Origin of the sequence: Streptomyces sp. 5-10, from assembly GCF_014712245.1 — a bacterium.
Lineage (GTDB): Bacteria > Actinomycetota > Actinomycetes > Streptomycetales > Streptomycetaceae > Streptomyces > Streptomyces violaceusniger.
Map to the genome: position 1 here is coordinate 80,738 of NZ_JACVYG010000013.1, position 12,724 is coordinate 93,461.

The window sequence follows — 12,724 nt, forward strand, 5'->3', positions numbered from 1 at the left end:
CGACCCGTCACAGCAGACCACTCCGGCCGCCGGATGTCAGCCCGGTGTGACGAAACCGCTTTCGTACGCGGCGATCACCGCCTGGGTGCGGTCCCGGACGCCCAGCTTGGTGAGCACCGCCCCCACATGAGTCTTGACGGTGGCCGGGCCCACCGCCATCCGGGCCGCGATCTCGGAGTTGGACAGCCCGTCGGTCATCAGCCGCAGCACCACGGCCTCCCGCTCGGAGAGCCGCTCGCGCAGCGCCCGCGCCGTCGCCTCGCGGTCCGGGCCGCGGGCGGCGGCGTGCTCGGCGGCCAGCGCCCGCACCGCGGCCGGGAACAGCAGCGAATCGCTGCGCGCCACCACCCGCACCGCGTCCACCAGCTCCGCCGCGCGGGCCCGCTTGAGCAGGAAGCCGCTGGCCCCGGCGCGCAGCGCGTCGTACACGTAAGCGTCGTTCTCGAACGTCGTCACCACGATGACCCGCGGCGGGTCCGGCACGGTGCCCAGGATCCGCTCGGTGGCGCGGATGCCGTCCACATCGGGCATCCGGACGTCCATCAGCACCACGTCCGGGCGCAGCTCACGGACCACCGGCACGGCCTCGGCGCCGCTTCCGGCCTCGCCCACGACCTCCAGGTCCGGCTCGCTGGAGAGGATCGCGCGCAGCGCGGTGCGCACCATCCGCTCGTCGTCGACGAGCACGATGCGCAGGGGGGACGGCGGGGCGCTCACCGGGACGCCTCCACCGGGAGCCGGACCGTCAGCCGCCAGACGCCGTCCACGGTGTCCCACGCGCAGGTGCCGCGCAGCAGGGTGGCCCGCTCGGCGATGCCGCGCAGCCCGCGGCCGCCGGTGGGCCGTTCCCGGGTGGTTCCGTCCACCGGGTTCTCCATTGTGATTTCCACCTTCTTCCGGTCCTCGGCGATCCGGAGCCGCACCGGCACCCGGCCCGCGTGGCGCAGCGCGTTGCTGAGCCCCTCCTGGACGATGCGGTACGCCTCGCGGGAGACCACGGGCGGCAGCCGGTCCAGCGTGCCCGGGGCCGTCAGCTCGACGGCGACGCCCGCGGCCCGGGTGCGGGCGAGCAGCCCGTCCAGATCCATCAGGGTGGGGGAGGGGGCGGGGGCCGGGGCGCCCTCCCCTTCCCGCAACAGGCCCAGCACGCTGTCGAGTTCCCCGACCGCGTCCCGGGTGGTCTCCTCGATGGCCGCCAGCGCCTCCCGGGCGAAGTCCGGGTCGGAGTCGAGGACCTTACGGGCCGCGCTCGCCTGGAGGGTCACCGCGCTCAGCGCATGGCCGACCGAGTCGTGCAGCTCGCGGGCGAGCCGGTTGCGGGAGGCGAGCCGGGCGGCCCGCCGCTCGGCGGCGGCGAGCCGCTCGGCGGGGGACGGGCCGAGCAGCGCGGGCGCGCAGCGGGCCAGCAGCGCCCCGGCGGCCGCGGCGATCCCCATGAGCAGGGCCAGCAGCGCCGCCCCGGCCAAGGGCGCCAGCGCGGTGGGGGCCGAGCCGAACGAGTCCGGCCAGCCCAGCCCGTCGGCGTACGAATCGTCGGTGAACGGCAGCGCGACCAGCATCGCCGAGGCGGGCAGCAGGGACAGGAAGAGCCCGCTGACCAGCCCGCCGATGGCCAGGTGCAGTCCGTACCAGAGCGCGGTGCGGGCGCGCGCGTCCCATGAACCGGCGGGCCCGGCCGCGAGCTCCGCGGACTCCGGCAGCCCGCACAGCGAGCGCGCGGCGGTGGCCTCCAAGGGGCGTACGAGCGGCAGCAGCGCGGTCGGCGCGGCCAGCGGCAGGGCCGAGGCGAAGGTGCCCAGCTGCCAGCGCAGGGAGGTGAAGGGATCGGCACCCCGGACCAGCATCGCGAAGACCACGGTGGTCAGCAGGTAGTACGGCATCAGCAGGGCGCCGCCGAGCACCAGATGGACCCAGCGCAGCTGAACCCGGCGGCCGATCACCGCACGGACCGCCCGCCGCCACCACACCCCGGTCACCGGGCGGGGCGTTGCGCCGCGCGACCCGCGGAGCCGCGCTCGCGGAAGAAGCGCCCGCCGGCCGTGCGGGCGAGTGATCCGACGGTCATCCGCACAGCGTAGGTCAGTTTCAGCGGCGCGGTCGGCTCCTTGGCGGCGCTCCGGGCGGTCGGCCGGACGCACGCCGGGGAGGGGCTGGGTCATGGCCACCAGCCTCCCGGCGCGCCGCGCGCCGCGCGTCACCCCGCCCGACGATCCACCTCCGCTGTGCGGCGGAGGGGAGCGTCCTCCCGTGGGTCAGAGGCGGCGCGTCGCGAGGGTGAGCCGGTCCCGGGCGTCGAACAGGGCGTCCTTGATCATCTGCTCATGGGCGGGGGTGAGCCGGGCCACCGGCACCGAGCAGCTGATGGCGTCGCGCGAGGGGGTGCGGTACGGGATGGCGATGCCGAAGCAGCGCAGGCCCAGGGTGTTCTCCTCGCGGTCCACCGCGTACCCCTGCTCCCGGATGAGGTGCAGCTCCTCGATCAGCTTCTCGCGGTCGGTGATGGTGTGGTCGGTGAGCTGGCCCAGCGTCTCCGGCAGCAGCTTGCGCACCTGCTCGTCGGAGTACGTGGCCAGCAGCGCCTTGCCCAGCGAGGTGGAGTGGGCGGGCAGCCGGCGGCCGACGCGGGTGAAGGGGCGCAGATAGTGCTGGGACTGCCGGGTGGCGAGATAGACGACATTGGTGCCGTCGAGCCGGGCGAGGTGGATGGTCTCGGTGGTGTCGTCCGAGAGCCGGTCCAGGGTGGGGCGGGCGGCGGCCACGACCTCGTCGCCGTCGATGTAGGAGGTGCCGACGAGGAGGGCGCGCACCCCGATCCCGTAGCGGGTGCCGGTGGCGTCCGTCTCCACCCAGCCGAGCTCCACCAGGGTGCGCAGCAGCATGTAGAGGCTCGACTTGGGGTAGCCCACGGCCTCCTGGACCGCGGCGAGGCTGTGCATCCCCGGCCGCCCGGCGAAGAACTCCAGCAGTTCGACCGTGCGGACTGCCGATTTGACCTGGGCCCCGCCTGTCTCGGCAGCTGACATCGCCTTGACCCCTCTGTTCGACCAGCCATAGAGTCCCGAGGGGAAATTCATCACCCGGGACAGCGTTCAGCATATCGAACACCGTCGATGTGTGAGACGCAAGCAGCGGTAACACCACAGCAGGAGGAATCCGCGGTGTCAGCACCAGTGTGGAGCGTCGACCCCCGAACCGGAAAGCAGCGCGAGCAGGTAGCGGTCGAAGCCACGGCGGAGGAGGTCGACCGCGTGGTGCGCGCGGCCCATGCCGCCCGCGGCTCCCTGGCCGACCGTGCGGTGCGCGCCGCCCTGCTGCGCACCGCCGCCGATCTGCTCGACGAGGCCCGTGACCAGCTGGTCGAGGCCGCCGACGCGGAGACCGCACTCGGCCCCGCCCGGCTCACCGGCGAACTCGCCCGCACCACCTACCAGCTGCGGGCCTTCGCGGCCATCGTGGACGAGGGCGCCTTCCTCGACGTCCGCATCGACCACGCCGACGCCACCCAGACCCCGCCCTGGCCCGATCTGCGCCGCTACAAGCTGCCGCTCGGCGTCGTCGCCGTCTACGCCGCCAGCAACTTCCCGCTCGCCTTCTCCGTGCCCGGCGGGGACACCGCGAGCGCCCTCGCCGCGGGCTGCCCGGTCGTCGTCAAGGCCCACCCGGACCACCCCGCCACCTCCGAGGTGGCCGCCTCCGCGCTGCGCCGCGCCGCCGAGCGGGTCGGGGTGCCCGCCGATGTGATCGCGGTGGTGCACGGCTTCGACGCGGGTCTCGAGCTGGTCAAGCATCCGCTGATCGCCGCCGCCGGGTTCACCGGCTCGGTCCGCGGCGGCCGCGCCCTGCACGACGCGGCGGCCTCCCGGCCGGTGCCGATCCCCTTCCACGGCGAACTGGGCAGCCTCAACCCGGTCGTGGTCACCGAGGCCGCGGCCGCCGAGCGCGGCGACCAGATCGGCGCGGGGCTCGCGGGCTCCATGACGCTGGGCGTCGGCCAGTTCTGCACCAAGCCCGGCTTTGTGCTGGCCCCGGCAGGACCGGCGGGCGACGGCCTGCTGAAGTCCCTCACCGACGCGGTCAGCAACACCGACGCCGGGGTCCTGCTCGACCACCGGATGCGGGACAACTTCGTCGCCGGGATCAAGGAGCGCGTCGAGCTGGAGGACGTGGCGGCCCCGGTCACCCCGGGCTCCGGCGGTGAGCACACGGTCAGCGCGGGCTTCCTGACCGTCCCGGCGCGGCGGCTCGCCGAGGGCGGCCCGCACGATGTGCTGCTGGAGGAGTGCTTCGGGCCGGTGACCGTCGTGGCGCGCTACGAGAGCGACGACGAGATCAGCGCGGTGCTCGGCCGGCTCCCGGGCAACCTCACCGCCACCGTCCACCTCTCCGCCGCCGAGGGCGAGGGCACCGAGGGCCGGGCCGGTGAGCTGATCGCCGAGCTCACCCCGCTGGCCGGCCGGGTCCTGGTCAACGGCTGGCCGACCGGTGTCGCGGTCGCCCCGGCCCAGCACCACGGCGGCCCCTACCCGGCCACCACCTCCACCTCCACCTCGGTCGGCGGCACCGCCATCGAGCGCTGGCTGCGGCCGGTCGCGTACCAGGACACCCCGGCCGCCCTGCTGCCGCCGGAGCTGCGCGACGAGAACCCGCTGGAGCTGCCGCGGCGGATCAACGGCGTCCTGGAGCAGCGCGGCTGACCCCCGGAACGGCGAATCGGCCGCCGGACTCGCGGATCTGCCCCGCGCGTCCGGCGGCCGATTCGCGTCGGCCGGCGGCCGATTCGCGTCGGCGTTCACCCGGGCGCCGACCAAGCCATGAGAATCACCGCAGGTCAGCGGGTATGTATAAGGATCGCTTGAAGGCATCCGACACGGAAACGCGATAGACGCCGGGGTGCGCCCGTCCCATAGTGGATGGACATGGAGAGCCTGGCGGGCGCCGAATTCGCGCCACACACGACGTATCTCACCACCGCATCCAGCGGTCTGATCCCCGCACGCTCCGTGGCTGCCATGAAGGCGGCCCTCGACGGCTCGGCCGCCGGACAGCCCGTGATCGGCGTGGCCTTCGAGGCGGTCGAGGCGGCCCGCGCCGCCTACGCCCGGCTCGTCGGAGTACCGGCGCGGCAGGTCGCGGCGGGCAGCTCGGTCGCCGGGTACGCGGGGATGATCGCGACCTCGCTGCCGCCCGGCGCCGAAGTCCTGGTGGCCGACGGCGACTTCAGCTCCCTGGTCAACCCCTTCGCCGTACGCGGCGACCTCAAGTTGCGCATCGTGCCGCTGGAGGAGATCGCCGAGGCGGTGCGGCCCGGTACCGCGCTGGTGGCCGTGAGCGCGGTCCAGTCGGCGGACGGGCGGATCGCCGATCTCGCCGCCATCCGGGAGGCCGCCCGGGCCCACGGCGCCCGCACGCTGGTGGACGTCAGCCAGGCGGCCGGCTGGTTCCCGGTGAACGCCGCCGAGGCCGACTACACCGTCTGCGTGGCCTACAAGTGGCTGATGTGCCCGCACGGGGTCGCCTTCCTCACCGTGCCCGAGGACCTCGGCGACCTCACCCCCGTCTTCGCGGGCTGGGTCGCGGGCGAGAGGCCCTGGGACAGCTGTTACGGCCCGGTGAGCGAACTCGCCCACTCCGCCCGCCGCTTCGACGAGGCCCCGAGCCTGTACTCCTACCTCGCGGCCCGGCACTCCCTCGCGCTGATCGAGGAGCTGGGCACCGAGGCCATCGCCGCCCACGACCGCGCGCTCGCCGACCGCTTCCGGGCCGGGGCCATCGCGCTCGGCCACCAGCCCGTGGCCGCCCCCGGCTCGGCCATCGTCTCCGTACCGGGCCTGGGCGACGCCGCGTCCCGGCTGGCGGAGGCGGACGTGCACGTCTCGGCGCGGGCCGGCAACCTCCGCGCCTCCTTCCACCTGTACAACACCGCGGCCGATGTGGACCGGCTGCTGGAGAAGCTGTCCGGCTGAGCCGGGCCGGTCCCGGCGCGGGGACTCGCGGCACAAAAATCTGAGGGAAGCAAAAATCTGAGGGAAGCCGGGGCACTCCGGCTTCCCTCAGATCACGGACGTCACGTCATCGCACGGCGGTCATCACCGAACGGGCGTGAAGTCCCTCGCGCCGATGAACTCCGGCCGGCGGACCGGTGCGGCGAACGGCTCGACCGCCGTGTTCTCCACGCTGTTGAACACGATGAACACATTGCTGCGGGAGTACGGCGTGATGTTGTCGCCGGACCCGTGCATGCAGTTGCAGTCGAACCAGACGGCCGATCCGGGCTGCCCGGTGAACAGCTTGATGCCATGCTTGTCGGCGAAGCCGCTGAGCGCCTCGTCGGACGGGGTGCCCGCGTCCTGCATCTGCAGCGACTTCTTGTAGTTGTCCTTCGGCGTCGCGCCCGCGCAGCCCAGGAAGGTGCGGTGCGACCCCGGCATGATCATCAGGCTGCCGTTGTACGCGTAGTTCTCGGTGAGCGCGATCGAGACCGACACGGTCCGCATGTTCGGCAGCCCGTCCTCGGCGTGCCAGGTCTCGAAGTCCGAGTGCCAGTAGAAGCCCGAGGCGCCGAAGCCCGGCTTGACGTTGATCCGGCTCTGGTGGACGTACACGTCCGAGCCGAGGATCTGCCGGGCGCGGCCCACGACCCGTGGGTCGCGCACCAGCTTGGCGAAGACCTCGCTGATCCGGTGCACCTCGAACACCGACCGTACGTCCTGCGACTGCGGCTCGATGATCGAGCGTTCGTCGGCGCGCACGTCCGGGTCGGCGATCATCCGCTCCAGTTCGGCGCGGTACTCCGCCACCTCGACCGGAGTGATCAGCTCGTCGATCGCCAGGAAGCCGTCGCGATCGAAATCGCTCAGCTCGGACGGTTGCAGCGGCCCCGGAGCCCCGGGTTCGGACCACACCACCGGGTCCACGCGTGGTGTGGCCACCTCCACGGCCCCGCGGGTCGGGTACAGGTCAGTGACCGCGGTCATCGGATCATGCCTCCTCGGTCTCGGTGATCAGCGGGTATACGCCGTTCTCATCATGGTCCTCCCGTCCGGTGATCGGCGGGTTGAAGACACAGACGCACCGGAAGTCCGTCTTGGGACGCATCGTGTGCTTCTCATGCCCGTCCAGCAGGTACATGGTGCCGGGCGTGATCCAGTGCTTTTCACCGGTCTCGTCGTTGGTGAGCTCGGCCTCACCCTCGACGCACAGCACCGCCTCGATGTGGTTGGCGTACCACATCGACGTCTCGGTGCCCGCGTAGAGGATGGTCTCGTGGAGCGAGAAGCCGACGCCCTCCCGGGCGAGCACGATGCGCTTGCTCTCCCAGGTGCCGGACTTGGACTTGATGTGCCTCTCGGTGTCCTCGATGTCCTTGAAGGATCGGACGATCACGGTGAGTTCTTGCCTTTCTCTTCTCTGCGGTGCGGGAGGGGTTACGCGGTCTCGCGGACCGCGCGGGCGAGGGTCCGCAGCCCCTCGTCCAGGTCATCGGGGGAGATCGTCAGCGCGGGCAGCAGCTTGACGACCTCGCTCTCGGGGCCGGACGTCTCCAGCAGCAGCCCCAGCTCGAAGGCGCGCTTGCAGACCGCCGAGGCGCGCGGCTTGTCCTCGAACTCCAGGCCCCACACCAGGCCACGGCCGCGGAAGTGGGTGCCGGACTGCTCCTCGCAGATGGCGCGCAGGGCCTGCTCGACCTGCTCGCCGCGGGCGAGGGTCTGCTTCTCCATCTGGCCGTCCGCCCAGTAGGTGTCCAGGGTGGCGGCGGCGGTGACGAACGCGGGGTTGTTGCCGCGGAAGGTGCCGTTGTGCTCGCCGGGCTCCCAGATGTCCAGCTCGGGCTTGAAGAGGGTGAGCGACATCGGCAGGCCGTAGCCGCTGATGGACTTGGAGACGGTCACGATGTCCGGGGTGATGCCCGCCTCCTCGAAGGAGAAGAAGGCGCCGGTACGGCCGCAGCCCATCTGGATGTCGTCGACGATCAGCAGCATGTCCTGGCGCTCGCACAGCTCGGCCAGGGCGCGCAGCCACTCGGGCCGGGCCACGTTGATGCCGCCCTCGCCCTGCACGGTCTCGACGATCACCGCGGCGGGCTGGTTGAGGCCGGAACCCTGGTCCTCCAGCAGCCGCTCGAACCACAGGAAGTCCGGGACCGTGCCGTCGAAGTAGTTGTCGAACGGCATCGGGGTGCCGTGGACCAGCGGGATGCCCGCACCGGCGCGCTTGAAGGCGTTGCCGGTCACCGCCAGCGACCCCAGCGACATGCCGTGGAAGGCGTTGGTGAAGGAGACGATCGACTCGCGGCCCTTGACCTTACGGGCCAGTTTCAGCGCGGCCTCGACGGCGTTGGTCCCCGTCGGGCCCGGGAACATGACCTTGTAGGGCAGGTCGCGCGGCCGCAGGATGTTGTTCTGGAACGACTCCAGGAACGCGCGCTTGGCCGTGGTGGACATGTCCAGGCCGTGGGTGACGCCGTCACGCTCGATGTAGTCGATCAGCGCCCGTTTCAGCACCGGGTTGTTGTGGCCGTAGTTGAGCGACCCGGCCCCGGCGAAGAAGTCGAGGTAGGTGTGGCCGTCCTCGTCGTACATGTGGCTGCCCTGCGCACGGTCGAAGACGGCGGGCCAGCCACGGCAGTAGCTGCGCACCTCCGACTCCAGGGCCTCGAAGACGCTCAGGGCGGGCGGGGTGATGGTCACAGCGTTCTCCTGGGAGAGGGATGTGAGGGGGGTGAGGAGGGTGGGGGATCGGGGGTGAAACGAGGTCGGGGTCAGGTGCGGTCTCCGCGCGGCCCGAGCGGGCCGAGCGGACCGATGCGGTAGAGCACCTCGGGCTCGTGCCCACCGTCGGGGAACAGACCGCCGTGGAAGAGCACCTCGCGCTCGAGCGGCGCTTCGTGCCGTTCGGCGAACGAGGTGAACAGCCGGTTCGAGGCGGTGTTGTCCGGGGTGATCGTCGTCTCGATGCCGCGGACGCCCGTCGCGGCGACCCGCTTGACCAGTCCGTCGAGCAGGGTGGCGGCCAGTCCGCGGCCACGCCAGGCGTGGTCGACGGCGACCTGCCAGACGACCAGGGTCTCGGGCCGCTCGGGGCGGACGTAGCCGGTGATGAAACCGACCGGTCCGCCGTCGGCGTCGCGCGCCACTACGGATGTGGCGGCGAAGTCGCGGCACCACAGGAGGTAGCTGTAGGAGGAGTTGAGGTCCAGGGCTTTGGAGTCGCGAGCGATTCGCCAGATCGCGGCTCCGTCCTCGACGCACGGGGTGTCGAGGGTCAGGCCCTCCGGCAAATCCAATTCGCTACGGACTACGTCTGCTTGTGCGGCGGTCATGCAAATTCAATTTACCCAGCAGAATCAGAAAATGCATCGTGGTGGGGGGTTACGCGGAGGGGGGTCGATGTGTTATCACGCGGGGGCGCGTGCGCGCGCGGCCGCTCGCCGAAAGGCGGTGATTTGTGGGGGAGTTACTGGGGCAAAGCGCGCCGCGTGTGGGGTCTGTCACATGTGTGTAACCGGCCGGTGACCGGCTTGAATTTCGGGGCGGGATCTCGTGAAAAATTTTGTGTTTAGGAATCACAAAAGCGGGCAGACGAATATGGAAGCAGTAGCGGAAAAACGCGGGGAATTTCTGGCCAAGCTGCCATGAATTCAATCTCCCACGGTGGACTGAGGGAAGTCGCCCCGCACCGCGAAGGCCCCGGAGGCGCCGTTGCCCGAGGCCGCGTACGCGTCCCGGCCGGTGTCCCGGTCGCCCTCGGCGTGGTTGTACTGCCCCGCGAAGACATACCGGCCCGCGGGCACGGTCGCCCCCTTCCGGAGCGTCCAGCGGTAGACCAGCACACCGTCCTCGACGCGGGTGGCGGTGGTCACATCGCCGGTCGGCAGGGAGTGCCAGGACCCGGTGGACCGCACGTCCCCGGTGTCCGCGACCCGCAGCTCCACCGTCAGCGAGGTCAGCGGCCTGCCGATGGTGAGCGTGATGTCGCTCTGCGCCCAGTACGGGTTGGAATGGGCGTTGATGGCGCCCTCGGACCGCACGGTCGGCTCGGCGAGGTGGTTTGGACCGGCCGCGGTGGGATAGGCGCTCGGCGTGTGCCGCTCAGCATCGCCCTGCGAACCGGCGTCCGGCTCGTCCCCGGGCCGCCGGTCCGTGCCGGCGCTCGCGCTGTCCCGGCCGGCGCCCGCGCCCGCCGGGGGTGCGGGCGGCTCGCTCGAGGTGCGCACCGTCTGCGGCCGCTCGGCACCGTCCGTGACCACCACCGCGATCCCCGTCGCGGCGACCGCCGCGGCCAGCCCGGCGACCGGGCCCACCACCCGGGCCCAGCGCGGGCTCGTCCGCGGGGCGCGGCGCCGGTCACCGGCCGTCATGCCCGCCGTGACCCGGGCCAGCATCCGGATCCGGTCCGGCTCATGGGAGGCGGCGGCCGTACGCAGCTCGGCGACGACATCGCGGCCCTCGGGGCGGCCGCGGCTCTCGGGGCGCTCGCGATGCTCGATCATCAACTGCCCCCTCCTGCGTGTCCGGCGTGGCCCATATGACCGGAGTGGCGGGCCGGTCCTGTGTGGCTGGTGCGGCTCGTGTGGCCTGTGTGGCTCGTGTTCCCGGCGCGGAGCGTTCGTACCGTCCGTCCTGTCCGCTCGGCCTCGGTCGCCGCGGACAGCTCGTCCTCGTCCTCGCCGTCCGGAGGACCGAGCAGCCGCTCCAGCTCGGCGATGCCGCGCGAGGTCTGACTCTTGACCGTGCCCACCGAAATGCCCAGCGTACGGGCCGTCTCCCGCTCGGAGAGGTCGAAGGCGTGGCGCAGCACCACACACGCGCGCTTGCGGAACGGCAGCCGGACCAGCGCGGCCTGCACATCCACCACGGCGGACACATCCGGGTCGTCCACGCGGTCGGGCCGCTGCGAGGAGAAGAGCGCCACGCGGCGCCGCTCGCGCACCAGGCTGCGGATCCGGGAACGGGCCAGGTTGGCGACCACGCCCCGGGCGTACGCGGCCGGATGGTCGGCGGCCCGGACCCGGTCCCACTGGTGCCAGACCGCCACCAGCGCGTCGGCCGCCAGGTCGTCCGCCCCGTCGGAGCTGCCGAGCAGCAGATGGGCGAGGCGGGCCAGCTCGGCGTGGTGCCGCTCGAAGAAGTCCCGGAACTCGGCTTGTGGGTCGGCCGGTGAGGAGTCGGCGGGTAGGACGTGGGCCGGTGAGGCGTCGGCGGATAAGGCGTCGGCCGGTACGGCGTCGGCCGGTAAGCCGTCGGGGTTCTCCGGCGCGTGGGCCGCCCGCGGGGAGACGTCCCCCGGGGCCCCTGGACCCCGTGGCGTGTCCGCCATGCGCGTCGCGTCCATCCGTACGGCTCGCGCGGTGCCCGAGGCGGCCGCGTCATCGGTGGGAGCGCTCACGAGGACCTCCTCACTGCCGCTCGTCCGGTGGGTTGCGTGAGCGTAGCAGCGCTGTGCGTGTTGTTCGAGTGGCGTCGTTCCCGCTGATGGGAATTGGCCGGTCAACGCCCTGCTCGGGTCTCGTACAGTGCGTTGCATGAGGGATAGCGCGGTGCTCCACATCAAGGGCCGGGTCCTGGTCGGACCGGACACCGGCGACGCTGCCGGGGACGTACGGGACGAGCTGTGGGTGGTCGACGGCAGGATCACCTTCGAGCGGCCGTCCGGGGCCAGGGACATCCGGCTGATCGAGGGCTGGGCGCTGCCCGGACTCGTCGACGCCCACTGCCATGTCGGACTCGACGCCCATGGGGCGGTGGACGACTCGACGAGCGAGAAACAGGCGCTGACCGACCGCGACGCCGGGGCGCTGCTGCTGCGGGACGCCGGATCGCCGGCCGACACCCGCTGGATCGACGACCGCGAGGACCTGCCCCGCATCATCCGGGCCGGCCGCCATATCGCCCGCACCAAGCGCTACATCCGCAACTACGCGCATGAGATCGAGCCCGAGGACCTGGTCGCGTATGTGGCCGCGGAGGCGCGGCGCGGTGACGGCTGGGTCAAGCTGGTCGGCGACTGGATCGACCGGGAGACCGGCGATCTGGGGTTCTGCTGGCCTCGCGGCGCGGTCGAGGAGGCCATCGCGGAGGCGCACCGGCTGGGCGCGCGGGTCACGGCGCACTGTTTCGCCGAGGAGAGCCTGGCCCCGCTGGTCGAGGCGGGGATCGACTGCGTCGAGCACGCCACCGGGCTCACCGAGGAGACCATCCCGCTGTTCGCCGAGCGGGGCGTGGCGATCGTGCCGACCCTGGTCAACATCGCCACCTTCCCCCGGCTGGCGCTGGGGGGCGAGGCGAAGTTCCCGCGCTGGGCCGACCATATGCGGCAGCTGCACGCACGCCGCTACGAGACGGTGCGGGCGGCCTACGACGCGGGCATCCCGATCTACACCGGTACCGACGCGGGCGGCGGCCTGGCCCATGGGCTGGTCGGGCAGGAGGTCGCCGAGCTGGTGAAGGCGGGCATCCCGGTGCGGGACGCGCTCTCGGCGGCGACCTGGGGAGCGCGGGACTGGCTCGGACGGCCGGGGCTGACCGAGGGTGCCTCCGCCGATCTCGTCGTCTACGACACGGATCCGCGCGCCGATGTGCGGGTGCTGACGACGCCGCGGCGGGTGGTGCTGCGGGGACGGGTGGTCGGCTGACGGGGCGCCCTGGGGAGGGGGCGATACGGGCGGGGACAGGTGGGGCGGGGGGTGCCCGAAGGGAACGTGGTTCGAACTGGGCGGCGAACCACA

Annotated in this window: 11 protein-coding genes and 1 pseudogene; 3 read left to right on the forward strand and 9 right to left on the reverse strand. The window is 72.2% G+C overall.

Annotated elements, in window-relative coordinates; translation table 11 throughout:
- Positions 1 to 36: 36 nt before the first annotated feature.
- The 3 genes from IEJ02_RS17625 to IEJ02_RS17635 form a co-directional block, all read right to left on the reverse strand.
- Entirely contained in the window at positions 37 to 717 is a 681-nt protein-coding gene (locus IEJ02_RS17625; RefSeq protein ID WP_137977429.1) for a response regulator transcription factor, read from the reverse strand.
- Entirely contained in the window at positions 714 to 1,976 is a 1,263-nt protein-coding gene (locus IEJ02_RS17630) for a sensor histidine kinase (RefSeq protein WP_191065746.1), read from the reverse strand. Before IEJ02_RS17630 ends, IEJ02_RS17625 begins: the two co-directional genes overlap by 4 nt.
- A 276-nt stretch (positions 1,977 to 2,252) precedes the next feature.
- A complete protein-coding gene (locus tag IEJ02_RS17635; RefSeq protein ID WP_137977427.1) occupies positions 2,253 to 3,023 on the reverse strand; it encodes an IclR family transcriptional regulator in 771 nt (256 codons plus the stop codon).
- 87 nt (positions 3,024 to 3,110) lie between these two features.
- Between IEJ02_RS17635 and IEJ02_RS17640 the strand changes: the two genes are divergently transcribed.
- Both IEJ02_RS17640 and IEJ02_RS17645 read left to right on the forward strand, forming a co-directional pair.
- Positions 3,111 to 4,694 (forward strand): aldehyde dehydrogenase (NADP(+)), encoded by a 1,584-nt coding sequence (locus IEJ02_RS17640; RefSeq protein ID WP_191065747.1) that lies wholly within the window; start codon positions 3,111 to 3,113, stop codon positions 4,692 to 4,694.
- Between the two features lie 222 nt (positions 4,695 to 4,916).
- Entirely contained in the window at positions 4,917 to 5,963 is a 1,047-nt protein-coding gene (locus IEJ02_RS17645) for an aminotransferase class V-fold PLP-dependent enzyme (RefSeq protein ID WP_191065748.1), read from the forward strand.
- 123 nt (positions 5,964 to 6,086) lie between these two features.
- Here IEJ02_RS17645 and thpD read toward each other — a convergent pair whose 3' ends face one another.
- The 6 genes and pseudogenes from thpD to IEJ02_RS17675 all read right to left on the reverse strand — a co-directional run.
- A complete protein-coding gene (gene thpD, locus IEJ02_RS17650; RefSeq protein ID WP_191065749.1) occupies positions 6,087 to 6,974 on the reverse strand; it encodes an ectoine hydroxylase in 888 nt (295 codons plus the stop codon).
- A 4-nt stretch (positions 6,975 to 6,978) separates the two neighbouring features.
- Positions 6,979 to 7,383 (reverse strand): ectoine synthase, encoded by a 405-nt coding sequence (locus tag IEJ02_RS17655; RefSeq protein ID WP_137977423.1) that lies wholly within the window; start codon positions 7,381 to 7,383, stop codon positions 6,979 to 6,981.
- A 41-nt stretch (positions 7,384 to 7,424) separates the two neighbouring features.
- Positions 7,425 to 8,687, reverse strand: a complete 1,263-nt coding sequence (ectB, locus tag IEJ02_RS17660) for a diaminobutyrate--2-oxoglutarate transaminase (protein ID WP_191065750.1) — start codon at positions 8,685 to 8,687, stop codon at positions 7,425 to 7,427.
- A gap of 71 nt (positions 8,688 to 8,758) precedes the next feature.
- Positions 8,759 to 9,319 (reverse strand): diaminobutyrate acetyltransferase, encoded by a 561-nt coding sequence (ectA, locus tag IEJ02_RS17665; protein WP_191065751.1) that lies wholly within the window; start codon positions 9,317 to 9,319, stop codon positions 8,759 to 8,761.
- Between the two features lie 318 nt (positions 9,320 to 9,637).
- Positions 9,638 to 10,489 carry a hypothetical protein gene (locus tag IEJ02_RS17670; protein ID WP_191065752.1) on the reverse strand — a complete coding sequence of 284 codons (852 nt, stop codon included), beginning with the start codon at positions 10,487 to 10,489 and terminating at the stop codon, positions 9,638 to 9,640.
- 125 nt (positions 10,490 to 10,614) lie between these two features.
- Positions 10,615 to 11,139 (reverse strand): annotated as a pseudogene (locus IEJ02_RS17675) (SigE family RNA polymerase sigma factor); the annotation flags it as partial.
- A gap of 382 nt (positions 11,140 to 11,521) precedes the next feature.
- Here IEJ02_RS17675 and IEJ02_RS17680 point away from each other — a divergent pair.
- On the forward strand, positions 11,522 to 12,631 hold the full coding sequence (locus IEJ02_RS17680) for an amidohydrolase family protein (protein WP_191065754.1): 1,110 nt from the start codon (positions 11,522 to 11,524) through the stop codon (positions 12,629 to 12,631).
- The last annotated feature ends 93 nt before the right edge of the window (positions 12,632 to 12,724 follow it).